Here is a 22,808-nt window from a genome sequence, read left to right as displayed (position 1 = left end):
AGCGAAAGCTGGGATCTCCATCCTCAGCGCGCATGCGCCTGAGATGCCAGCCTTCGCTGGCATGACGTATCTGGGAGGTCGCGCATGACCGACGCACCCGCTGCACCGGCCCCCTTCGTCGGCCCGCTGGCCGACAAGGACCGCATCTTCACCAACGTCCACGGCTTCCAGGATTGGGGCGTCGACGCCGCCATGAAGCGCGGCGACTGGGACAATACGAAAAAGCTGATGGAGTTGGGGCAGGACGCCATCATCGACATCATCAAGGCGTCGAACCTGCGCGGCCGTGGCGGCGCGGGCTTCCCGACCGGCATGAAGTGGAGCTTCATGCCCAAGGAAAGCAAGGACGGCCGTCCCAGCTTCCTGGTCATCAACGCCGACGAATCCGAACCCGGTTCCTGCAAGGACCGCGAGATCATCCGCCACGATCCGCACAAGCTGATCGAAGGCGCGCTGATCGCCGGCTTCGCCATGCGGGCGCGCGCCGCCTATATCTACATTCGCGGCGAGTTCATCTACGAGGCGAAGGTGCTGTTCGCCGCCGTGGAACAGGCCTATGAAAAGGGTTTCATCGGCAAGAACGCCTGCGGGTCGGGCTATGATTTCGACGTGTTCGTCCATCGCGGCGCGGGCGCCTATATCTGCGGCGAGGAAACCGCGCAGATCGAGAGCCTGGAAGGCAAGAAGGGCCAGCCGCGCCTGAAACCGCCTTTCCCGGCGGGCGCTGGCCTCTATGGTTGCCCGACGACCGTGAACAATGTCGAGAGCATCGCGGTCAGCCCGACGATCCTCCGGCGCGGCGCGGCCTGGTTCAACAGCTTCGGGCGCGAGAATAATCGCGGTACCAAGCTGTTCCAGATCAGCGGCCATGTGAACAAGCCCTGCGTGGTCGAGGAATCGATGTCGATCCCGTTCCGCGAACTGATCGACCGCCATTGCGGCGGCATAAGGGGCGGATGGGACAATCTGCTGGCGGTCATTCCGGGCGGTTCCTCGGTGCCTCTGGTTCCTGCAAAGGAAATCATGGACGCGCCGATGGATTTCGACGGCCTGCGCGCGCTCGGTTCGGGCCTTGGCACCGCTGCCGTCATCGTGATGGACAAATCCACCGACATCGTCCGCGCGATCAGCCGCCTCAGCTACTTCTACAAGCATGAAAGCTGCGGCCAGTGCACGCCGTGCCGCGAAGGCACCGGCTGGATGTGGCGCGTGATGGAACGGCTGCGCACCGGCGATGCTGACCAGAGCGAGATCGACATGCTGTTCCAGGTCACCAAGCAGGTCGAAGGCCACACCATCTGCGCGCTCGGCGACGCGGCGGCATGGCCGATCCAGGGCCTCATCCGGCATTTCCGCCCGGAAATCGAGCGCCGGATCGCGGAAAACAAGGGTAGCGCCCCCGTCATGGAGGCAGCGGAGTGAACGACGACTGCACCGACCTCGTGCTGGAGATACTGAAATCCATCCAGGGCGACATTTCTGCGATCAAGCGTGAGCAAGCCTCGCAGGGTATTCGCCTCCATGCCATGGAGGATCACCAGCGCGGCATCATGACGTCCATTTACGGCATGCAGGCCGATATTGCAGACCTGAAAATCCGGGTCGATCTGATCGAAAAGCGTCTCGGCCTTCAGGATACGGAACACTGATATGCCCAAAGTCAAAGTGGATGGCATAGAGATCGAAGTCCCGGCGGGCGCGACGGTCCTCCAGGCATGCGAACTTGCGGGCAAGGAAATCCCGCGCTTCTGCTATCATGAGCGCCTGTCGATCGCCGGCAATTGCCGCATGTGCCTGGTCGAGGTGAAGCCCGGACCGCCCAAGCCGCAAGCGAGCTGCGCGCTGCCCGCCGCCGACAATCAGGAAATCTTCACCCAGACCGAAATGGTCAAGAAGGCGCGCGAAGGGGTGATGGAATTCCTGCTCATCAACCACCCGCTCGACTGCCCGATCTGCGACCAGGGCGGCGAATGCGACCTGCAGGACCAGTCGATGGCCTATGGCCGCGGCGGCAGCCGCTTCGACGAGAACAAGCGCGCTGTTACCGAAAAATATATGGGGCCGATCGTCAAGACGGTGATGACCCGCTGCATCCAGTGCACCCGCTGCGTGCGCTTTGCCGAGGAAGTCGCGGGCGTGCCGGAAATCGGCGCCATCTATCGCGGCGAGAATATGCAGATCACCACCTATCTGGAGCATGCCGCCAAGAGCGAGCTGTCAGGCAATGTGGTCGATCTCTGCCCGGTCGGCGCGCTGACATCCAAGCCCTATGCGTTCGAAGCGCGTCCGTGGGAATTGAAGAAGACCCATGCCATCGACGTGATGGACGCGGTCGGCACCAACATCCGCCTCGACAGCCGCGGCCGTCAGGTGCTGCGCGCCGTACCGCGAATCAATGACGATGTGAACGAGGAGTGGGCGTCGGACAAGACGCGGCACAATGTCGACGGCCTCGTCCGCAAGCGGCTCGACAAGCCTTTTGTCCGCAAGGATGGCAAGCTGGTCCCCGCCACATGGGAAGAGGCGTTCAAGGCCATTGCCGCCGTGCAGCATGGCGGCAGCGTGGCGGCGATCGCGGGCGACCTGCTTGATTGCGAAACCATGTTCGCGGGCAAGCTGCTGGTCGAAAAGCTAGGCGGCACGATGCTGGAAGGGCGGCAGACCGGTATGGACTATGACGTGTCCAGCCTGTCGGCGGTCGTGTTCAACACGCCGCTCGCCGATCTGGAGACGGCCGACGTCATCCTTCTGGTCGGCACCAACCTGCGCTGGGAAGCGCCGCTGGTGAACACCCGAATCCGCAAGGCGATCAAAAAGGGCGCGAAGGTCTTTGCCATCGGCCCCGAATTCGACCTCACCTACAAGGTGGAATGGCTGGGCAACGACGCCTCGCTGCTCGGGAAGCTGCCGCAGGCGGTGCTGGACGCTTTTGGCGGCGCGGCGCGTCCTGCGATGATCGTGGGCGGCGGCGTGCTCGCCACACCGGGGGCGCATGGCGACACGCTGGCGCTGGTGGAAACGCTGGGCCTCATCAAGGGCGACTGGAACGGCTATAATCTGCTGCACTTCGCGGCAGCGCGCATGGGTGCGTTGATGCTCGGCTATGCAGTCGACGGCGGGATCAAGGCGATGGCGGCCGCGAAGCCGAAGCTGGTCTTCTCGCTGGGCGCGGACGAAGTCGACTATTCGGCTTTTGAGGGCAGCTTCAAGGTCTATGTCGGCCATCATGGCGACAAGGGCGCGCACGCGGCGGACGTGATCCTGCCGGGCGCGAGCTACGCCGAGAAGGCCGGCACCTACGTCAACCTGGAAGGCCGGGTTCAGCGCGGCGACAAGGCCGTGTTCGCGCCGGGCGACGCGCGGGAGGACTGGTCGATCCTGCGCGCCCTGTCCGACGTGCTGGGCGTGCGCCTGCCGTTCGACAGTTTCGATGAACTCCGCGCCCGGATGGCGGCGGCGGTGCCGGCGCTGGGCGTCGAGGGGCTGGCCGATTATGGCTGGTCCGTGCCGCAGCTTCCGACCGGAGCGAGCGGCGAGTTGGCCTCTCCGATCAAGGATTTCTACCTCACCAACGCGATCTGCCGCGCCAGCCCGACGATGCAGCAATGCTCGGCCGAGCTGATCCACGGAGAGAGCTTCGCGGAGGCCGCAGAGTGACTGCTTTCTTTCAAAATCTCGGCCTCCCGTTCGAGGGAGCCTGGTTCCTGTCGACCATCATCGGCATTTTGCTGATCGCGCTGCCGGTCATGCTGGCGGTCGCGATGATCATCTATGCCGACCGCAAGATCTGGGCGGCGATGGCGCTGCGGCGCGGCCCCAACGTGGTCGGCCCGTTCGGCCTGCTCCAATCCTTCGCGGACGGGCTCAAGGTCTTCCTGCAGGAAACCATCGTCCCGTCGGCCGCCAACAAGACCCTGTTCCTGATCGCGCCGATCATCACCTTCACCGTGGCGCTTATGGCCTGGGCGGTGGTGCCGTTCCAGGTGGGCGTGGTGCTGGCCAACATCAATGTCGGCCTGCTCTACATTCTCGCCATCTCGTCGCTGGGCGTCTATGGGGTGGTTCTGGCGGGTTGGGCGTCCAACTCCAAATATCCCTTCTATTCCGCGATCCGCGCGTCGGCGCAGATGATCTCCTATGAAGTCTCGATCGGCTTCATCCTGATCACGGTGGTGCTGTGGGCCGGCAGCTTCAACCTGACCCAGATCGTCGAGAGCCAGAAGGGCTATTATGGCTTCCTGAACGGCAACGGCTTCAACCCGCTGCTCTTCCCGATGGCGATCATGTTCCTGATCAGCGCCATGGCGGAAACGGCGCGCGCGCCCTTCGACCTCACCGAGGCGGAAAGCGAGCTGGTCGCGGGTTATCAGACCGAATATTCGTCCATGGCCTTCGCGCTCTACTGGCTGGGCGAATATGCCAACGTGATCCTCATGTGCGCGCTCAACGCCATCCTGTTCTGGGGCGGATACCTGCCGCCCGTGGACTGGGCGCCGCTCTATCTGGTGCCGGGCATCCTCTGGCTGTTCGCCAAGATATTGTTCTTCTTCTTCGTCTTCTCCTGGGTGAAGGCGACGGTGCCCCGCTACCGTTATGACCAGTTGATGCGGCTGGGCTGGAAAATCTTCCTGCCGACCTCGCTGCTGTTCGTGTTCCTGGTGTCGGGCTTCCTCATGCTGACGCGCTATGGAGGCGCACAATGAGCCTCGGTTACTACGTCAAAAGCTTCACCCTCTGGGAGTTCGTGAAGGCGCACTGGCTGACCTTGAAATATTTTTTCAAGCCCAAGGCGACGATCAACTATCCCTATGAGAAGAACCCGATCAGCCCGCGCTTCCGGGGCGAGCATGCGTTGCGTCGCTATCCCAACGGCGAGGAACGCTGCATCGCGTGCAAGCTGTGCGAGGCGATCTGCCCAGCGCAGGCGATCACGATCGAGGCGCAGCCGCGCGAGGACGGCAGCCGCCGCACCACGCGCTACGACATCGACATGACCAAGTGCATCTATTGCGGTTTCTGCCAGGAAGCCTGCCCGGTGGACGCGGTCGTGGAAGGGCCGAATTTCGAATTTTCGACCGAAACCCGCGAGGAGCTGATCTACGACAAGGCCAAGCTTCTTGAAAATGGCGACAAATGGGAGCGCGCGATCGCCGCGAACCTTGCCGCTGATGCACCCTATCGTTAAGCCGCGCGCGCCAAGGGGAATATGATCCTGTGATTCACGTGCTTGCCTTCTATCTGTTCGCCACCTTGGTGGTGTGCAGCGGCGCGCTGACGATCCTGTCGCGCAATCCGGTCCATTCGGTGCTCTGGCTGATCCTGGCCTTCTTCAACGCGGCGGGCCTGATGGTGCTGCTGGGCGCCGAGTTCATCGCGATGCTTCTGGTCATCGTCTATGTCGGCGCGGTCGCGGTGCTGTTCCTGTTCGTCGTCATGATGCTCGACATCGATTTCGCCGAACTGCGCGCCGGCTTCGTCGACTATCTGCCCTTCGGCCTGCTGATCGCGCTGGTGTTGCTGGCGGAGATCGTGCTGGGCATTGGCCTGTGGAGCGCCGGTCCCATCGAGCTGGCGCAGCGTGCCGCTCCGGCCAACCCGGAACTCAGCAACATCCAGGCGATCGGCGGGCTGCTCTACACCCGCTACATCTTCCTGTTCGAGGCGGCCGGCATCGTTCTGCTCGTCGCGATGATCGGTGCGATCGTGCTGACCCATCGCGCACGCGGCGGGGTGCGGGGCCAGAATATCGCGAAACAGAACCGCCGCCGCCCGCAGGACGCCGTGCGCAACGTCAATCAGCCCGTGGGGCAGGGGGTAGAGCTGTGATCGGCCTTCAGCATTATATGGTGGTCAGCGCGATCCTCTTCGTGATGGGGGTGCTGGGCATCTTCATCAACCGCAAGAATGTCATCATCATCCTGATGGCGATCGAACTGATCCTGCTGAGCGTGAACATCAACCTCGTGGCCTTCAGCGCGTTCCTGGGCGACCTGGTGGGACAGGTGTTCAGCATGTTCGTGCTGACCGTCGCGGCGGGTGAGGCGGCCATCGGCCTTGCCATCCTCGTCATCTACTTCCGCGGTCGCGGCACCATCGCCGTCGACGACATCAATCAGATGAAGGGCTGAGCCGTTTCATGATCCAGCTTATCGTCCTTCTTCCGCTGCTGGCCGCGGCCATTGCCGGGCTTGGCAACAAGGCCCTTGGCAAGCTGCCGGCGAAGATCGTCACCACCGGCGCGCTCTTCGCGAGCTGCGCCATGAGCTGGCCGATCTTCATCGGTTTCCTCACCGGCCATAGCGAAGCCTATGTCCAGCCGCTGTTCACCTGGATCGAAAGCGGCAGCTTCAATGCCCAATGGGCGCTGCGCGTCGACACGATGACGGCGGTCATGCTGGTGGTCATCACCAGCGTTTCCAGCCTCGTCCATCTGTACAGCTGGGGCTATATGGAAGAGGAGCCGGATCAGCCGCGCTTCTTTGCCTATCTCTCGCTCTTCACCTTCGCGATGCTGATGCTGGTAACGGCGAACAACCTGCTGCAGATGTTCTTCGGCTGGGAAGGGGTGGGCCTTGCTTCCTATCTTCTGATCGGCTTCTGGTTCCGCAAGCCCAGCGCCAATGCCGCCGCGATCAAGGCGTTCGTGGTCAACCGCGTCGGCGACCTCGGTTTCATGATGGGCATTTTCGGCACCTATCTGGTGTTCAACACCATCTCGATCCCCGACATCCTGGCCGCCGCGCCTTCCATGGCGGGGTCGACCATCGGTTTCCTTGGCCATCGTTTCGACACGATGACCGTGCTCTGCCTGCTGCTGTTCATCGGCGCGATGGGCAAATCGGCGCAGCTTGGCCTGCACACCTGGCTTCCCGACGCGATGGAAGGCCCGACGCCCGTGTCTGCGCTGATCCACGCGGCGACCATGGTGACGGCGGGCGTGTTCATGGTGTGCCGCCTGTCGCCCATGTTCGAAACGTCGCCGACGGCGCTTGGCTTCGTGACCTTCATCGGCGCAGCCACCTGCCTGTTCGCGGCGACGGTGGGCACGGTGCAGAACGACATCAAGCGCGTCATCGCCTATTCGACCTGTTCGCAGCTCGGCTACATGTTCTTCGCGGCGGGTGTCGGCGCCTATGGCGCGGCGATGTTCCACCTTTTCACCCACGCCTTCTTCAAGGCTTTGCTGTTCCTGGGCGCGGGTTCGGTCATCCACGCGATGCACCATGAGCAGGACATGCGCTATTATGGCGGCCTCAGGAAAGAGATCCCGATCACCTTCTGGACGATGACGCTGGGTACGCTCGCCATCACCGGCGTCGGCCTGCCGCTCATCGGCTATGGCTTTGCCGGCTTCTATTCGAAGGACGGCATTCTGGAAGCGGCCTTCGCGTCGGGCGGTTCGGGCGTGGGCGCCTATTATGTCGGCGTCTTCGCGGCTCTGCTTACCAGCTTCTACAGCTGGCGGCTGGTGTTCCTCACCTTCTTCGGCAAGCCGCGCTGGGCCGCGTCGGAGCATATCCAGCATTCGCTTCACGACGCGCACGGCCACGGGCATGACGATCACGCGACGCACGGCCACGGATCGGAGCATGACAATGCCCCGGCGCAGGAAGATGCGGGCCATGATCCGCACGGGGCCGAGGCGGATGCGCACGCGCTGCCCACCGGCACCGGCGGATATCATCCGCACGAAAGCCCATGGGTCATGCTGGTGCCGCTCGTGGTGCTCAGCCTGGGCGCGGTGTTCGCCGGCTTCCTGTTCCACGATCAGTTCATCGGGCCGGAAGGCGGCGTCGAGTTCTGGAAGGGGGCACTCGCATTCGACAGCCACCTGATGCACGCGGCGCACGAGGTGCCGACCTGGGTCAAGTTCGGGCCGTTCACGGTGATGCTCATAGGCCTGGCGATCGCGTGGCTGGCCTACATCAAGAACACGGACTGGCCGCAGCGCTTCGTTTCGCAGTTCGGCGCGCTCTACCAGTTCCTGCTCAACAAATGGTATTTCGACGAGCTCTACAACGTCCTGTTCGTGAAGCCCGCCTTCGCCATCGGCCGCTTCTTCTGGAAGTTCGGTGACATCGGCTTCATCGACCGCTTCGGCCCCAACGGGCTCGCCGCGCTGGTCGTGCAGGGCAACAAGATCACCCGTCGGATCCAGTCCGGCTACCTCTACACCTACGCGCTGGTGATGCTGATTGGCCTCGCCGCGGCCGCAACCTGGGCGATGACACGATAATGGACGGCTTCCCCATCCTTTCCCTGATGATGGCAGTGCCGATGGCGGGGGCCATCGCCTGTCTCTTCGCGGGCGCCAATGCCGCGCGCTGGATCGCGCTGATCGCCACGCTGGTCGATCTGGTGCTGGGCATCCTTCTCTGGGCGAATTTCGACCAGGGCGGACTCCAGTGGCAGTATCAGGAATATTATCCGATCTTCGGCCGCTTTGCCTGGGCGCTTGGGATCGATGGCATCGCGCTGATGCTGATCGCGCTCACTGTGTTCCTGATGCCGATCTGCATCGGCGCGAGCTGGGAAGCCATTCAGAAGCGCGTCGGCGAATATATGGCGGCATTCCTGTTTATGGAGGTGCTGATGATCGGCGTCTTCGCGGCGCAGGACCTCTACCTCTTCTATGTGATGTTCGAAGCCGGCCTCATCCCGATGTATCTCATCATCGGCATCTGGGGCGGTGCGGACCGCATCTACGCCAGCTACAAATTCTTCCTCTACACGCTGCTCGGCTCCGTGCTGATGCTGATCGCGATGATGTGGATGGTGCATGAGGCGGGCACGACCGAAATCCCGGCCCTGATGGCCTATAATTTCGATCCGCATGTCCAGACCTGGCTGTTCCTCGCTTTCTTCGCGAGCTTCGCGGTCAAGATGCCGATGTGGCCGGTCCACACGTGGCTGCCCGACGCGCACGTCCAGGCGCCGACCGCGGGTTCGGTCATCCTGGCGGGCGTGTTGCTCAAGATGGGCGGCTATGGCTTCATCCGCTTTTCGCTGCCGATGTTCCCCGAAGCGTCCGCCCAGCTGGCATGGCTGGTCTGGGGGCTGTCGATGGTGGCGGTGGTCTATACCAGCCTCGTCGCGCTGGTGCAGAGCGACATGAAGAAGCTGATCGCCTACTCGTCGGTGGCGCATATGGCGATCGTGACCGTGGGCCTGTTCGCCTTCAACCAGGCGGGGATCGAGGGCGCGATGATGGTGATGCTGGGCCACGGCCTGGTGTCTGGCGCGCTCTTCCTGTGCGTGGGTGTCATCTACGATCGCCTGCACACGCGTGAGATCAGCCGTTATGGCGGCCTCAGCATCAACATGCCCAAATATGCGGTGCTGTTCCTGCTGTTCACCATGGCGTCGGTGGGACTTCCGGGCACATCCAACTTCGTAGGCGAATTCCTGTCGCTGATGGGCATCTACCAGGCGTCGAGCTGGGTGGCCTTGGTCTGCACCACGGGCATCATCCTGGGCGCGGCCTATATGCTCTACCTCTATCGCCGCATCGCCTATGGCGAGCAGGTGAATGCGGATGCGGCGGCCATGCCCGACCTGTCGGCCCGCGAACTGGCGCTGCTCGTGCCGATCGCGGCGGCGGTGCTGTGGATGGGCGTCTATCCGGAGAGCTTCCTGGCGCCGATGCGCGCCGACATCCGCGCGCTCGAAGCGCGGCTCGCTCCTGCGGCGCCCGCAGGCGATTCTCACATCAAGATGGGGGCGGCCAAGCCGGCCGGCGAGACCCATCATGAAGAAGTATCCGCGCACGGGGAGGCGCACTGATGGTCGATTCCGCTTCCCTTCTGGCGGTCCTGCCGGAACTCATCCTGACGGCAGGGGGCCTGGTGCTGATGCTGGTCGCGGCCTTTGGCGGCGACGGCAGCGCGCGCGTCGTCAACTGGCTGTCAGTCGTGACGCTGGCTGTTGCCGGCGTTTCCATCTCGACATCGGTGGCGAACGGCCCCGATGCCTTTGACGGCCTCGTCCGGGCCGACGCCTTCTCGGCCTTCGCCAAGGCGCTGATCTACGGTGCGGCCGCTGCGGCGATCCTGCTCGCGCCGCGTTTCTTCCAGAGCGATGGCAAGGAACGGCCCGAATATCCGGTACTGATCCTGTTCAGCAGCATCGGCATGGGCATGATGGTGTCGGCGGGCGATCTGCTGACCCTCTACGTCGGCCTCGAAATGCAGAGCCTTGCCGCCTATGTGCTGGCGAGCTTCATGCGGCAGGACGGGCGCTCGTCCGAAGCGGGCCTCAAATATTTCGTGCTGGGTTCGCTGGCGAGCGGCATCCTGCTCTATGGGTCGGCGCTGCTCTATGGCTTCACCGGCACCACGGCGTTCGATGGCATCGCGGTCGCGATGGGCGATGGCGTGTCGAACGGCGAACTGTTCGGCATGGTGTTCCTGCTCGCCGGCCTCGCCTTCAAGATGAGCGCCGTGCCGTTCCACATGTGGACGCCCGACGTTTATGAAGGCGCGCCGACGCCCGTCACCACCTTCTTCGGCAGCGCGCCCAAGGTTGCCGCCATGGGCCTTGCCGTCCGCGTCGCGATCGAGGCGCTGGGACCGGCCGGACTCGACTGGCAGCAGATCGTGATCTTCGTGGCGCTGGCCTCCATCATCCTGGGCGCGGTGGCCGCCATCGGCCAGACGAACATCAAGCGTCTGATGGCCTATTCGTCGATCAACAATGTCGGCTTCGCGCTGATCGGCCTCGCCTGCGGCACGCCCGCCGGCGTCGCGGCGACGATGAGCTATATGGCGATCTATGTCGTCATGACCATCGGCGGCTTTGCCTGCATCCTTCAGATGCGCGATGCCGAAGGGCGCCCGGTCGAAAGCATCGCCAGCCTGTCCGGCCTGTCGCAGTCGCGCAAGGGCCTGGCCGCCGCCTTCGCCATCTTCATGTTCTCCATGGCCGGCATCCCGCCGCTCTTCGGCTTCTGGGCGAAGTTCCTGGTGTTCGACGCTGCGGTGGCCGCAAACCTCACCGCGCTCGCCGCCTTTGGTATCGCAGCCTCGGTGATCGGCGCTTTCTATTATCTCAAGATCATCAAGACGATCTATTTCGACGAACCGGCCGCCGCCTATGAAGCGAAGGGCGGGGCGGTCGAGAATATCATCCTGACGACCTGCGCCGTGGTGATCGTGTTCGGCTATCTGCTGAACCCTGTGCTGGATGCGGCGAGCGCGGCGGCGGCGGCGGCGCTGTTCTGAGCTTGATCCAGTACGTCGAGGAAACCGGTTCCACCAACGCCGACATGCTGGCGCTGGCGGAGCAGGGCGCGGCCGAGGGTATGTGGCTGCGCGCCGGCCGCCAGACCGGGGGCAGGGGGCGCATGGGGCGGTCATGGGAAAGCCCCGATGGCAATCTTTATTGCTCCACGCTGGTGCGGGTGGGACCGCATGATCCCGTACCCCATACGCTGGCGCTGGTCGCAGCGAATGCTGTCCATGCGCTGGTTGCGCCCTTATGCGGCACGGGCGGTCCTTCCGCGTCTGTAGGGGGACAAGCGGGCGGCGGGCCGGGAAACGCCAAGATCAAGTGGCCCAACGACATATTGGTCGACGGAGCGAAGATCGCCGGCATCTTGCTGGAGCGCGTGGGCGACGCGATCGTGATCGGCATTGGCATCAATGTGACCGGCCATCCGACCGGCCTCGACCGTCCGGTCACCAGCCTGGCGGCACAGGGTGCAGGCGACCTGGAGGCGGGGGCCTTGCTCGAGCGCCTGTCGGCCCTCTTCGCCCATTGGCTCGGCATCTGGCGGGCGCAGGGGCTCGACCCGGTGCGGACCCATTGGCTGCTCAATGCCCATCCTCCGGGCACGCCGATGCGTGTTGCCCTGCCCGATGGCGAGGTTGTGGAGGGCGCGTTCGATACGCTTGATCGGCAAGGCATGCTGATCCTTCGCTTGGCGAATGGGGAGAGCCGTGCCATTCACGCCGGCGACGTCCATCTGCCATGATGGGCGGGATGGAATTTCGCCGTTCGTTTGGAGTGAGGTCGAACAACATCGGCGCCGTGCTGGCCGCTTCTCGACTTCGCTCGAAGCGAACGGATGTGTAGCGAAGGAAACGCAGCCATGCTTCTCGCGATTGACGCTGGCAACACCAATGTGGTGTTTGCGCTGCTCGACGGGCAGAACATCCGCGCGCGCTGGCGGATTGCCACCGATCCGCGCCGCACCGCGGACGAATATGCGGTCTGGCTGAACCAGCTGCTGATGCTGGAGGGCTATGCCATCGGCGATGTGACAGCAGTCATCATCGCTACCGTCGTGCCGCGCGCGCTTCATAATCTTCAGGTGCTGGCCGACAAATATTTCCGTACGAAGGCGCTGGTCGCCGGGCAGGCACCGGTGGAATGGGGCATCGAACTGGATGTGGCGGAACCCGCCTCCGTGGGCGCGGACCGGGTTGTAAACGTCATAGCTGCCCACCATCTTTACCAGGGCGACCTGATCGTGATCGATTTCGGCACGGCGACGACATTCGACGTGGTCGATTACACGGGCGCGTACAAGGGCGGGATCATAGCGCCGGGCATCAACCTGTCGCTCGACGCGCTGGTCGCTGCGGCCGCGAAGCTGCCGAAGATCGCGATCGCCCCGCCGGAAAGCAAATCGGTGATCGGTCGCAACACGGAATCGCAGATGCATATCGGCGTTTTCTGGGGCTATGTGGCCATGATGGAAGGATTGGTGGCGCGAATGCGCGCCGAAATCGGCCGCCCGGCACGGGTGGTTTCAACCGGGGGCCTTGCGGTCCTCTTCAACGACAACAGCGATATCTTCGATGCGATCGCGCCAGACCTCACCATTCAGGGACTGGCGCTGCTGCACGAACGGAGTTTGAAAACAGAATGACACCCGGAAACGAGCTGCTCTTCCTGGCCCTTGGCGGGTCGGGAGAGATTGGCATGAACGTGAATCTCTATGGCTGTCAGGGCAAATGGGTCATGGTCGACCTGGGCCTGACCTTCGCCGATCCTGCCTATCCCGGCGTGGAGCTGGTGCTGCCCGACCTTTCCTTTATCGAGGATCGACGCGACGACCTGCTCGGCATCGTGCTGACGCACGGGCATGAGGACCATATCGGTGCGATCCCCTATCTTGCGGCCGATCTTGGCGTGCCGCTCTATGCCACGCCCTTCACGGCCGGGCTCATCCGGCTCAAATTGGAGGAAGAGGGGCTGACCAACGAGGTCGAACTGCACGTCATCGATAATGAGGGCAGCTTCGCGCTTGGTCCCTTCGGCTTCCGCTATGTGCCGCTGGCCCACTCGATACCCGAGGGCAATGCCGTGCTGATCGAAACGCCCTATGGCCGCGTCTTCCATACCGGTGACTGGAAGCTGGACGAACAGCCGCTGCTTGGCCAGCCTTCGACCCCGCAGGAACTCGCCGCGATCGGCGACGAAGGCGTGCTGGCGCTGGTGTGCGACAGCACCAACGTCTTCAATCCCGAGGCCAGCGGGTCCGAAAGCGACGTGCGGGAAGGGTTGATGCAGACCATCGCCGGCGCGAAGGGCCGGGTGCTCGTCACCACCTTTGCGTCCAACGCAGCGCGTGTGCAGACGCTGGGTGAGGTCGCCGCGGCGACCGGCCGCAAGCTCTGCGTCGCCGGCCGTTCGCTGGACCGGATCATCGGAACGGCGAAGGCCGCGGGGTATTTGAAGGATTTCCCGCCGCTCGTCGACTGGGATGACGCCATGGCGTTGCCCCGGAACGAGGTGATGATCATCGCCACCGGCGGTCAGGGCGAAGCGCGCGCGGCGCTCGCTCGCGTTGCTTTCGACAGTCATCCGATCAAGCTCAGCGAAGGCGACATGGTCGTCTTTTCCTCCAAGCAGATTCCGGGCAACGAGATCGCGATCGGCCGCATCCAGAACGCCCTGGCCGAAAAGAACATCCTGATGGTCACCGACCGGCAGGCAGAGGTTCATGTGTCCGGGCATCCGGGCCGGCCCGAACTGGAAGCCATGTATCGCTGGATACGGCCCGCGATCCTGCTCCCCGTCCATGGCGAGCGTCGCCATATGGCGGAGCAGGCCCGGCTTGGCATCGCCAGCGGCATCGCCTATGCGGTCGTGCAGTCGAACGGCGATCTGCTCCGGCTCGCGCCCGGCGCGCCGCAGATCATCGGCCAACAGGAAACGGGCCGCCTGGTGCTGGACGGCGACGTTATCCTGCCCGCCGATGGGTCCACGATGAACGAACGGCGCAAGGTCGCGCTGCATGGGCAGATCAGCGTCGCTGTGGCGCTGGATCGCAAGGGGAAGCTGATCGGCGATCCCGTCCTGCGTACGCAGGGCGTGCCGGTGGAGGAGGACAAGCTTGCCTTCCTCGCGGAAGCAGCGGACGAAGCCACCTCCGTCCTGTCGAAGGGATCGCAGGAGGAAGAGGCGCTGCGGGAACGAATTCGCCTGGCCGTGCGCCGAACCGCGACCCGATGGACCGGCAAGAAGCCTGTGGTGGACGTGCTGCTCATCCGCGCCTAATCTGGCTGGCATGAACTGGTACGCCGCCTTCGCCATCTACTTCCTGATGTGGGTCATCAGCGCCTTCATTATGCTGCCCTTCGGCATCCGCACCCCCGACGAAACGGGTGAGGTACTGCTGAAGGGGCAGGCGGACAGCGCGCCGAGCAATTTCCGTCCGGGTAGGGTGGCGCTGCGCGCGACCATTTTGTCGGCTATCCTGCTGGGCCTTTATTATGCCAATTATGTCGAGGGCTGGCTGACGATCGACATGCTGCCGGGCTATCACGCGGCATCGTGAGCCGGCCATCGTTTCAGATCGTCCAGGCGGATGCGTCCTGTGTGGAACGCTGGGCCTTGCTGCGGCAGGGGCTCTGGCCTGAACAGCCTCTGGCCGAACATCGGGAGGAGGCGCTGGACCTGCTGCGCGCGGCCAGTCCACGCCGCCGCTTTCCTGGCGCTTGACGCCATGGGCGTAGCGGTGGGGCTGGCCGAAGCTGCCATCCGGCGCGATTATGTCAACGGATGCGACACCAGTCCCGTCGCTTTTCTCGAAGGGATTTTCGTCGATCCTGTCGCACGCCGCTCAGGATGCGCGCAGGCGCTCGTCGATGCCGTCATTCGGTGGGGGCAGGAACGGGGATGCACCGAACTCGCCTCCGACGCCGACATCGCCAACCAGGCCAGCCACGCATTCCACCGCTCGGTCGGGTTTGCCGAGACCGAGCGGGTCGTTTATTTTCGCCGGAGGATTCCAGGGTAGCTGCTCCCCGGACGGCGCCGGGAAACTCAGCCGGTATAATATATAGCGCGGTTACGGCATTGGCGCTTTCACTGCCGCAGCCGCTCGATCGCCTGCGCCAGGGCGACATAGAGCTTGCCCATGTCAGACGAGAGGATGGCGACGCCCAGCGCGTTGCCGTCCCGCGCCGACAGAATGATCCGAAGCATGGATTCGAAATCGTGGATGTAGCGGTTCACATGGTCGCGGAACTCGGCGTCATTATCGTAGTGAAGCGCGATCTCCCGCGATTCGCCTGCATCCAGCAGTTTGACCGCGCGACGCGTGAACACGCCCCGGTCCCCCTTCAGATAGGCTGACCAGGCCGAATCGGTCACATCGTTGGACAGGATCTTGGCTACATCGATCGCCGTGCTGTTGAGCGATTCGATCAACAGCGCCGACCGGCGGGAGAAGTGATCGCGATCGCGATCCTCCGCCGCCTGGCCCGCCTCGGCGATGCGTTGCTCCAGCGCGGCGCTGGTGTCCGCGATGGTCAGCAACTGACGGGTCAGCCGTTCGGATGCCTGATGCGCCGCCTTGACCGCGTCGTCCGCGACGCGCGCCACCTGTTCAATCTGCGCCGTCACCTTTTCCCCGATCACGCTTTGCAGCGCGTCGTCGCTTGCCTCCGCCAATTGCTGGGCCGCGTCGGGGATGGCCCGTGCCAGTGCCTGGCGCGCGCGCTCCGCCGCCTGATCGGCGGTATCCTTTACCCGCAACAGCGCCGTTACCAGCAGCGGCCCGGCGCCGTCGGTGATGCGGCGCGCATCCTGGTCCGCGGCATCCAGGGCGGTGCGCAGACGATCGACCAGTTCGCGGTTGGCCTGAAGCCCGCCCTGCGTGCTTTCCAGCCATTCGGTGAGGCGGCTGCCCTGTCCGCGGAGCAGTGATTCGGCTTCTTCCGCGCGCCCAACCAGCGCCTCGGAAATCGCTTCCAGCCGTTCCATCTCCGGCGTGGCGCTGCCCAGAAGCGCACGGCTCGCCTCGACCCGGCTGTCGAACCGCCCCAGCGCGGCGGGATAGGTTTCGTCCAGCTCGCGCACGCCGGAATCGAGGGCGACCAACAAGGTTTCGGCGCTGCTGATCAGCCTTTCGGCGGTCATGCCTCCCGCCGCCAGCGCGTCGTCTATACGCTGCGTTTCCTCGGTCAGGCGCATGAGTGCAGCGGTCAGCCGCTCGCCGCGCGCCAAGGCGCCGTCTTCAAGAGCCGCGAAGCGTCCTTCGGTCGAGGCGATCGTCTCCTGCAGCCCGGCATGGATGCCGGCCATCAGACTACGTTGTCCTTCGACCATGTCGTTGATCTGGTGCAATCGGCCTTCGACGTCGGCGACGGCATCGCTGAGGCCAACGACCGTGTCGCGGCCGATCGAATCGAGGCTGGACCGTGACCGGGCGATCAGGTCGTCCAGCGCGGCGGCCTGACCGGTCAGCCCTGCGTCGGTGGCGGCAAGGGCATCCTGCGCGCGTTCCAGCACCGCATCCAGCCGCTGCCGCAGGTCGCTGTCGATCGCGTCCATGTCACGGCTGAGCGCGGCCATCGCTTCCTCGCTCGTCGATCCGATGCCGGACTGCGCGCCCGCCACCAGCGTCTGCAAGGCCTCTGCCCGGCGGGCAATGCCGTCGTCGGTCGCGGCGAACATGCCGCGGACCCGGTCAAGCACCGTGTCTACGCGGCGATTGAGGTCGCGATCGATCACGTCCAGGTCTTCGGTCAAGCGCGCGCGAACCTGCTCGCTGGTCACCGTCACGCCCCTCTGCGCGGCTTCGACCAGCGTGCCGAGCCGGTCCGACTGGGCATCCAGCTCCGCCCGGCTTTCGCTGATGGCGGATTGCGCGCTGCGGGCTGTCGCTTCGATGCGTCCGACGGCGATGTCCGCCATCCCCGTGACCTCCCGCGTCGCGGCATGGGTCGCTTCCTGAACCTGGGTCAACTGACTCGACAGGCTCTTGGTGGCGGCCAGGGTGCGGGCGCGGGCTTCGTCGGACACTTCGTTGAGATTGTGCAGCCGGGCTTCGAGCATGTCGATCCGCTCGGCGAGCGCATGGCCATTGTCCATGATCTGCGCCGCCATGCGGCTGGCCCGCTCCTCCAGTTCCGGCATCGTGCCGATCAGCATGTCCATCCGCTCGACCAACGCCAGGCCGGCGCGTTCGGCCGCTTCGGCGCGTTCCGCCGTGCTGTGCGATCGCGCCGCGATCAGTTCGGCCGATGCTTCCATGTTGCTGCTGGCCGCCGCGCCGTAGCTGTCGAGCAGTTGAGCCTGGTCCTGCATGGTCTGGCGCGCCGCATCGAGTTGGGATGTGATGCGCGCCAGACGCAGTTCCAACACATCCGCCTCCATGCGCAATGCGCGGGCGGTGTCGAGATAGCGGCGCGATTCGGTGCGGCTGCTGCGGATCAGCAGGAGATAGGCGACGCCAATCAGGATCAACGGAACCGTGATCGTCACGATTGCCTGAACCCAGGCGGAAGGGCCTGCCGCCAGGCCCCCGGAGGTGATCGTCGCCCATATGGCAAAGCCCGTCCAGCCGGCGGCCAGAAGGCCGAGGCCCCATCGCAACCGGCGCGCGGTCCGGTCCGCGCCACCCGGCAGGACATCGGCGTCCTCGTCCATGTCCGAAGCCACCTGCTGCAACAGCAGCGTATCGTCGGCTTGCGCTTCCCGTCCGGCAGCGCCCTGATTGTCGCGCCAGAATTCCACTATGGTGCTTCCCCCTGTCATATCCGCATCCTAGCATCTTTTCCGCCGTCGGAAATGCCTGTTACCAAAACTTAACGTACGCCCGATAGCGTCTGCCGCCATGTCCTATGATCCTGGCGCCCTTCATGCCGCATTGGCGGCCGCCGTCGGCGAAGACAGCGCGCTGATCGCCGACCTTCGCACGGCCTTCATGGATAGCGCCGCCCGGCAGATCGACCTTCTGGGGCGCGCCCGTTGCGACGCCAACTGGCAACTGGCCGCATGGCGGCTCAAGGGGCTGGCGGCGAGCTTCGGACTGACGGCGCTGATGGCGCTGGCGGAAGACGCGGCGCAGGCCGCACCCGGCGATCCCGCCGTCCTGCGACAATTGCGCACTGCGCTGGCGGCGTTGGAGCAGGAGTGATCCTTCGCAAAGCGTCGCTTGCGTTGCGCGGGCTGCCTTGCAACAAGGGCGGACACACAATGATTGGGTCCACACGCGTAACGATATGAGTTTCGCCGCCATTCTGAGCGCCAACCGGGCGACGGGCGATTCGCCGGGCGCCTTGCGCGCCGGCCTGCATTTCGCCGGGCAGACGCTGGTGGAATATCAGGCCCGACAGGCGACGCAGGCCGGTGCCGACCGCATCATGATCCTGGTCAGCGTCATCACGCCGGCCCTTTCGCAGGCCGTCGATCGGCTGAGCGCCGATGGCATCGCCGTGGCACTGATCCGCGACATGGTGTCCATGGTGCGGGATGCGCCGCGCGACAGCGACGTGCTGCTGATCGCGGATGGCGCAGTCGTGTCGCAGGCCCATGTGGATGCGCTGGGCACCGCGGATGGCGATACGTTGCTCGTGACCGACGACAGCCGCGCCAGCGCGCCGTTCGAGCGGATCGATGCGGGGCAACGCTGGGCTGGAATCGCGCGGATCAGTCCGGCGCTGCTGTTCGGCACGCTCGACATGATCGGTGACTGGGATCTTGCCCTCACCCTGATCCGTGCCGCCGTCCAGAAGGGCGCGCGGCGTATCACCGTGCCGCAGGACGATCTGCTGGAAGGCCGCGTCGCCATCGTCGAGACGCAGCAGCAGGCCGATCTCGTGGCAAGCGCCGTGATGGCGGCGGGCGCGCCGGCGCGGCAGATACGGGGCGGGATCGACCATTATCTGCTGGCGCCGCTTGCCCGCATGGCCAGCCCCGCGCTGATGCGGATGCAGGTGCCGGCGCTTCAGGTGCGGATTGCCGCCATCGCCCTGGCCGCCATCGCGCTGGTGCCGATCGAACTGCAATGGCCAGGGACCGGCTTTGCCCTTCTGCTGGTGGCTCTGTTGCTGGCGGAGGTCAGCGATCGGCTGGACAGCCTGGCGCTGCGCGTGCCGCCTTCGAGCTGGACGGGCTTCGCCGCGCCGACGCTGGGCCTGATCGGCATCGTTCGCGCGGGCGGCACGCCGCTGTCCGTCGATCTGGCGCTCATCCTCGCCATCGTGATGCTGGCCGATCGGTGGCGAAAGACGGGCGGCCTCCGCCCGTGGATGATCTTCACGCCGGCGAGCGCGCTGCTGCTGCTGGTCCTGTTTGGCTCGGCCGGGGCTGTCGCGCTGGGCATCAGGGCGGCGATGCTGCTGGCCATCGCGTCGATCGGCGCGATCGTGCTGAAACGCTCTGCCTGAAATTTCTGCAGCACGGTTTAGTGCCTGTTAAGGACGTGCGGATATCGTCCGACGATATGAGCGCCCATTCCCCCCTGGCCGGCATGATCATGGCCGACAGCTGGCCCATGGCGCGCGTCCTTGCGGGCGCGTCCGCCGTGCCCGTGGGCCATGCCATCGACCTCGCCTACATGTTCGGGGAAGAGGATGATGCGCGGCACGACGCGCTGCTCACAGAAACCCGAAGGCAATTGGGCGGCTGCGTCGCGGCGGTGGAAATGGCCCTGCGCTTGTCGCTGGCCCACGCGCCAGCGGTTGCGACCGCCCTCGACGCAGCGCCCGCCTCCATCGCATGGCCGGTCCTGCGGGCGCAGCCAACCCTGATCAGCCCGCCGCTGATGGCGCACATGCGCATGCGCGCCGCAGTTGCCCTGATGCTGCGCCAATATGGGCAGGGCGATCTTGAGCAGATGGGAGATGCGTCGGACGAGCGGCTGCCGTCGGCGGCCGACCCCGATCTGGGTGCGGCCGTGGCTGCGCTGGCGCTGGCCGAGGGACGATGGCTGATGCCGGGGGGAGAGGATCAACCGATCCGACCCGACCTGCCGGCCGAATTGTTCGCGGACCTTCTCTGGACCGTGGCCGCCTGTTTGGCCAATGCCGTGCAGCGGGCGACGCCCGACGATGAGGGCGCGGTTTTCGCGGCGTTCGACCGGTCGTCCTGGGCAGTGCTTGCCGATCATGATGAAGGCGCCAATCCCATCGCGCAGGCGGACAGGCTGGTCCGGCAATTGGGCGAGGCGACCGACGATCCATCCCTGATCGGCATCGCGCTGGATCAGCGGCGGTTCCTGCTGTTCTGCGCGCTGGCGGCGCGGCGGCTAAGGCTCCCGACAACGGAGTTGATCGCCATCCTCCTGCTTGGTCCCGTTCGGCAGGTCGCCGCGCTGTGCCGTGCCCTGGGCGGGAGCGACGCCGACTACCGCCTCCTTCTTCTCACGCTGCGGCCGGTGCGTCCTTCTCTTACCGATGCAGCGATCGTCGCGGCTGCGGAACGCTATGCCGGATTGCGCCAGTCCGACGCTGATGCCGCCGTCACGGCGCTTCGTACGCCTGTAGCCTTCCGCACCCGGCTGGATCATCTGCGCGGAGTTTCGCCCGCGTGAACATGCCCCCGCACTCGACGGTGCTGCGTGCCACGCTGTCTGCCGAAGGACGGTTGCTGAGCGCCGACGCGCCGATCGTGGCGTTGCAGCGCGAAGCCGGGGCTGCGCTGGGCGATCCGTTGGCGGTGCCGCAACTGGCAGCTATCGCGCGGCTTGCCGCCCGGCTGGGCGTGACGATATCGCGGCCCGCGACCGCAGCCGCAGAGCGCGGCGACATAGACATGTGGGTACGCGCGCGCCCGGACGACGCGCATGTGACCCTGTCCATCATCGATTGGCGCGAACGGCCGGCATCCGCGATGCCCGGCGACATGGGCCGTAGGGATGCGGACATCGCCGCCATGGCGGAAGGCTGGACCTGGCAGATCGACACCCACCTTCGGTTCGTGATGGCGCTGGCGGGGCATGCGGACGGCGACCATCTGCCTTCCGATCCCCCCCGGCCTGGTGCGCGCTTCTCCAGCTATTTCCAGCTTCAACCGGATGAAGATGGCGACATGGCGATGCTGCGCGGGATCGCGCAGCGCCGCCCTTTTCGCGACCAGCGGGCAGTGATCGCCGCCGATCCGGCGCAGACTGTCATCCTTTCTGCCTTCCCGACGTTCGATCTGTCTGGCCAGCTCACCGGTTATCGCGGCACCGCAGTTCCCATGGAGCGAACCTTTCCTGCGCCATTGGAGCAGGATGCGCCGCCCACGCTCTATCCGGCGGAATTCGGTCGTCGGCTTGATCGTTCGCTGCGCCAGCCATTGGGCCGCATCATCGCGAATGCCGACACGATCAGTGCGCAGCTGGAAGGGCCGTTGCGGTCTGACTATGCCGATTATGCCAGCGACATCGCTGCGGCGGGGCGGCACCTGCTGGCGCTGGTGGACGATCTTGCCGATCTGCAAGCGATCGACCGCCCCGACTTCAGCGTGGCGTCGGAGGAGATCGACCTGGCCGATCTTGGCCGCCGCGCGGCGGGGCTGTTGGCGGTAAAGGCGCTCGACCGCCAGATCGTCATCGTCGCGCCGCCTCTCGACGCGTCTTTGCTCGCCGTGGGCGAGTTCCGCCGCGTGCTTCAAATCCTCGTCAATCTGGTGGGCAACGCCGTCCGCTATTCGCCCGAAGGGACGCAGGTCCGCATTTTCACCGAGTGGGAAAGCGGGCAGGCGCGGATCGCGATCGTCGATCAGGGCACGGGCATCGATCAGGCCGACCGGGAACGCATCTTCGACAAATTCGAGCGGCTGGGCCGCGACGATGCCGGCGGCAGCGGCCTTGGCCTCTACATCTCGCGTCGCCTTGCCCGGGCGATGGGCGGCGACATCCTGATCGGCGGCGCGCCGGGCGAAGGCGCGCGTTTCATTCTGTCCTTGCCTGCCGCCAGCCAATAGAAAAGGGGCCGCCTTTCGGCAGCCCCCGTCCTGATCATCCTTGCCGTTCAGCGGATCGGCGAGTCCGGCGACAGGCGCATGTCCAGATAGTTGTCGACCGACTTCATCAACTGGTCGAGTTCATGCTCGAAGAAATGGTTGGCGCCCCGGATTTCATCATGATGGATGGTGATGCCTTTCTGCGTGCGCAGCTTGTCCACCAGCTTCTGCACCGCACTCGCGGTGACGACCTCGTCGGCCGTTCCCTGAACGATGATGCCGCTCGACGGGCAAGGGGCCAGGAACGAGAAGTCGTACATGTTGGCGGGCGGCGCGACCGAGATGAAGCCGCGGATTTCCGGGCGGCGCATCAGCAGCTGCATGCCGATCCACGCCCCGAAGGAGAAGCCGGCGATCCATGTGGTCTGCGCTTCGGGATGGAAGCTCTGCACCCAATCCAGCGCGGCGGCGGCATCGGAAAGTTCCCCGATGCCGTTGTCGAACGTCCCCTGGCTGCGGCCCACGCCCCGGAAATTGAACCGCAATGTGGCGAAGCCGCGTTTCACGAAGGTCTTGTAGAGCGCCTGGGTGATGCGGTCGTTCATCGTGCCGCCGCCCTGCGGGTGCGGGTGCAGGATCATGGCGACAGGCGCACGGGGGCGGGGCGGGGGGCTGAAACG

At 65.0% G+C, this 22,808-nt stretch carries 22 protein-coding genes; 20 read left to right on the top strand and 2 right to left on the bottom strand.

The genetic code is table 11. The features are described from left to right. Positions 1-84 precede the first annotated feature (84 nt). From nuoF to aac(6'), 16 genes are all read left to right on the top strand, one after another. Entirely contained in the window at positions 85-1,422 is a 1,338-nt protein-coding gene (nuoF, locus tag AX724_RS13270) for an NADH-quinone oxidoreductase subunit NuoF (protein ID WP_066767262.1), read from the top strand. Beyond that, complete coding sequence (locus tag AX724_RS13265) at positions 1,419-1,649, top strand: hypothetical protein (RefSeq protein WP_066767260.1); 231 nt, start codon at positions 1,419-1,421, stop codon at positions 1,647-1,649. The genes nuoF and AX724_RS13265 overlap by 4 nt, the downstream gene beginning before the upstream one ends. A gap of 1 nt (position 1,650) precedes the next feature. Then, entirely contained in the window at positions 1,651-3,657 is a 2,007-nt protein-coding gene (gene nuoG, locus AX724_RS13260) for an NADH-quinone oxidoreductase subunit NuoG (RefSeq protein ID WP_066767259.1), read from the top strand. Next, positions 3,654-4,703 carry an NADH-quinone oxidoreductase subunit NuoH gene (gene nuoH, locus AX724_RS13255; protein WP_066767258.1) on the top strand — a complete coding sequence of 350 codons (1,050 nt, stop codon included), beginning with the start codon at positions 3,654-3,656 and terminating at the stop codon, positions 4,701-4,703. The genes nuoG and nuoH overlap by 4 nt, the downstream gene beginning before the upstream one ends. Continuing rightward, a complete protein-coding gene (gene nuoI, locus AX724_RS13250; protein ID WP_013847130.1) occupies positions 4,700-5,185 on the top strand; it encodes an NADH-quinone oxidoreductase subunit NuoI in 486 nt (161 codons plus the stop codon). The genes nuoH and nuoI overlap by 4 nt, the downstream gene beginning before the upstream one ends. A gap of 29 nt (positions 5,186-5,214) precedes the next feature. Continuing rightward, positions 5,215-5,826, top strand: a complete 612-nt coding sequence (locus tag AX724_RS13245; protein WP_066767257.1) for an NADH-quinone oxidoreductase subunit J — start codon at positions 5,215-5,217, stop codon at positions 5,824-5,826. Next, the gene (gene nuoK, locus AX724_RS13240; RefSeq protein WP_066697213.1) at positions 5,823-6,128 is read left to right on the top strand and encodes an NADH-quinone oxidoreductase subunit NuoK; all 306 of its coding nucleotides are present in this window, start codon (positions 5,823-5,825) and stop codon (positions 6,126-6,128) included. The genes AX724_RS13245 and nuoK overlap by 4 nt, the downstream gene beginning before the upstream one ends. An 8-nt stretch (positions 6,129-6,136) precedes the next feature. Then, complete coding sequence (gene nuoL / locus AX724_RS13235; RefSeq protein WP_066767256.1) at positions 6,137-8,236, top strand: NADH-quinone oxidoreductase subunit L; 2,100 nt, start codon at positions 6,137-6,139, stop codon at positions 8,234-8,236. Then, entirely contained in the window at positions 8,236-9,783 is a 1,548-nt protein-coding gene (locus tag AX724_RS13230) for an NADH-quinone oxidoreductase subunit M (RefSeq protein ID WP_066767254.1), read from the top strand. Before nuoL ends, AX724_RS13230 begins: the two co-directional genes overlap by 1 nt. Next, positions 9,783-11,219, top strand: a complete 1,437-nt coding sequence (nuoN, locus tag AX724_RS13225; protein ID WP_066767253.1) for an NADH-quinone oxidoreductase subunit NuoN — start codon at positions 9,783-9,785, stop codon at positions 11,217-11,219. Before AX724_RS13230 ends, nuoN begins: the two co-directional genes overlap by 1 nt. A gap of 44 nt (positions 11,220-11,263) precedes the next feature. Further along, positions 11,264-11,971 (top strand): biotin--[acetyl-CoA-carboxylase] ligase, encoded by a 708-nt coding sequence (locus tag AX724_RS13220; RefSeq protein ID WP_066767283.1) that lies wholly within the window; start codon positions 11,264-11,266, stop codon positions 11,969-11,971. A gap of 117 nt (positions 11,972-12,088) precedes the next feature. Continuing rightward, positions 12,089-12,871, top strand: a complete 783-nt coding sequence (locus AX724_RS13215) for a type III pantothenate kinase (protein ID WP_066767252.1) — start codon at positions 12,089-12,091, stop codon at positions 12,869-12,871. Next, a complete protein-coding gene (locus AX724_RS13210) occupies positions 12,868-14,505 on the top strand; it encodes a ribonuclease J (RefSeq protein ID WP_066767251.1) in 1,638 nt (545 codons plus the stop codon). Before AX724_RS13215 ends, AX724_RS13210 begins: the two co-directional genes overlap by 4 nt. A gap of 10 nt (positions 14,506-14,515) precedes the next feature. After that, the gene (locus tag AX724_RS13205; RefSeq protein WP_066767247.1) at positions 14,516-14,785 is read left to right on the top strand and encodes a DUF1467 family protein; all 270 of its coding nucleotides are present in this window, start codon (positions 14,516-14,518) and stop codon (positions 14,783-14,785) included. Next, positions 14,782-14,949, top strand: a complete 168-nt coding sequence (locus AX724_RS24525) for a hypothetical protein (protein ID WP_231736679.1) — start codon at positions 14,782-14,784, stop codon at positions 14,947-14,949. The genes AX724_RS13205 and AX724_RS24525 overlap by 4 nt, the downstream gene beginning before the upstream one ends. Before the next feature lie 4 nt (positions 14,950-14,953). Beyond that, the gene (gene aac(6') / locus AX724_RS13200) at positions 14,954-15,247 is read left to right on the top strand and encodes an aminoglycoside 6'-N-acetyltransferase (protein ID WP_231736678.1); all 294 of its coding nucleotides are present in this window, start codon (positions 14,954-14,956) and stop codon (positions 15,245-15,247) included. A gap of 68 nt (positions 15,248-15,315) precedes the next feature. Here aac(6') and AX724_RS13195 read toward each other — a convergent pair whose 3' ends face one another. Next, complete coding sequence (locus AX724_RS13195) at positions 15,316-17,991, bottom strand: hypothetical protein (protein WP_066767245.1); 2,676 nt, start codon at positions 17,989-17,991, stop codon at positions 15,316-15,318. 79 nt (positions 17,992-18,070) lie between these two features. Between AX724_RS13195 and AX724_RS13190 the strand changes: the two genes are divergently transcribed. The 4 genes from AX724_RS13190 (at position 18,071) to AX724_RS13175 (ending at position 22,149) form a co-directional block, all read left to right on the top strand. After that, complete coding sequence (locus AX724_RS13190; protein WP_066767243.1) at positions 18,071-18,373, top strand: Hpt domain-containing protein; 303 nt, start codon at positions 18,071-18,073, stop codon at positions 18,371-18,373. A gap of 85 nt (positions 18,374-18,458) precedes the next feature. Next, a complete protein-coding gene (locus AX724_RS13185; RefSeq protein ID WP_066767241.1) occupies positions 18,459-19,625 on the top strand; it encodes a hypothetical protein in 1,167 nt (388 codons plus the stop codon). 56 nt (positions 19,626-19,681) lie between these two features. After that, on the top strand, positions 19,682-20,770 hold the full coding sequence (locus AX724_RS13180) for a DUF2336 domain-containing protein (RefSeq protein ID WP_066767239.1): 1,089 nt from the start codon (positions 19,682-19,684) through the stop codon (positions 20,768-20,770). Beyond that, entirely contained in the window at positions 20,767-22,149 is a 1,383-nt protein-coding gene (locus AX724_RS13175; protein ID WP_066767237.1) for a sensor histidine kinase, read from the top strand. The genes AX724_RS13180 and AX724_RS13175 overlap by 4 nt, the downstream gene beginning before the upstream one ends. Positions 22,150-22,196: 47 nt before the next feature. On the opposite strand, the gene AX724_RS13170 is transcribed toward AX724_RS13175, so the two are convergent. Continuing rightward, the coding region (locus tag AX724_RS13170) for an alpha/beta hydrolase (RefSeq protein WP_066767281.1) at positions 22,197-22,808 on the bottom strand (612 nt) is incomplete at its 5' end.

This window comes from Sphingobium sp. CCH11-B1, from assembly GCF_001556865.1.
Classification (GTDB): domain Bacteria; phylum Pseudomonadota; class Alphaproteobacteria; order Sphingomonadales; family Sphingomonadaceae; genus Sphingobium.
Note: the sequence above shows the minus strand (reverse complement) of the source record. Positions and strands in the feature narration are given on the sequence as shown.

Coding starts and splice junctions, on each gene's coding strand:
- AX724_RS13185 (WP_066767241.1), top strand. CDS start 18,459: ATGAGTTTCGCCGCCATTCTGAGCGCCAACCGGGCGACGGGCGATTCG.
- nuoI (WP_013847130.1), top strand. CDS start 4,700: ATGAGCCTCGGTTACTACGTCAAAAGCTTCACCCTCTGGGAGTTCGTG.
- AX724_RS13230 (WP_066767254.1), top strand. CDS start 8,236: ATGGACGGCTTCCCCATCCTTTCCCTGATGATGGCAGTGCCGATGGCG.
- nuoF (WP_066767262.1), top strand. CDS start 85: ATGACCGACGCACCCGCTGCACCGGCCCCCTTCGTCGGCCCGCTGGCC.
- AX724_RS13210 (WP_066767251.1), top strand. CDS start 12,868: ATGACACCCGGAAACGAGCTGCTCTTCCTGGCCCTTGGCGGGTCGGGA.
- AX724_RS13205 (WP_066767247.1), top strand. CDS start 14,516: ATGAACTGGTACGCCGCCTTCGCCATCTACTTCCTGATGTGGGTCATC.
- AX724_RS13195 (WP_066767245.1), bottom strand. CDS start 17,991: ATGACAGGGGGAAGCACCATAGTGGAATTCTGGCGCGACAATCAGGGC.
- AX724_RS13220 (WP_066767283.1), top strand. CDS start 11,264: ATGCTGGCGCTGGCGGAGCAGGGCGCGGCCGAGGGTATGTGGCTGCGC.
- AX724_RS13180 (WP_066767239.1), top strand. CDS start 19,682: ATGAGCGCCCATTCCCCCCTGGCCGGCATGATCATGGCCGACAGCTGG.
- AX724_RS13215 (WP_066767252.1), top strand. CDS start 12,089: ATGCTTCTCGCGATTGACGCTGGCAACACCAATGTGGTGTTTGCGCTG.
- nuoL (WP_066767256.1), top strand. CDS start 6,137: ATGATCCAGCTTATCGTCCTTCTTCCGCTGCTGGCCGCGGCCATTGCC.
- nuoN (WP_066767253.1), top strand. CDS start 9,783: ATGGTCGATTCCGCTTCCCTTCTGGCGGTCCTGCCGGAACTCATCCTG.
- AX724_RS13190 (WP_066767243.1), top strand. CDS start 18,071: ATGTCCTATGATCCTGGCGCCCTTCATGCCGCATTGGCGGCCGCCGTC.
- nuoG (WP_066767259.1), top strand. CDS start 1,651: ATGCCCAAAGTCAAAGTGGATGGCATAGAGATCGAAGTCCCGGCGGGC.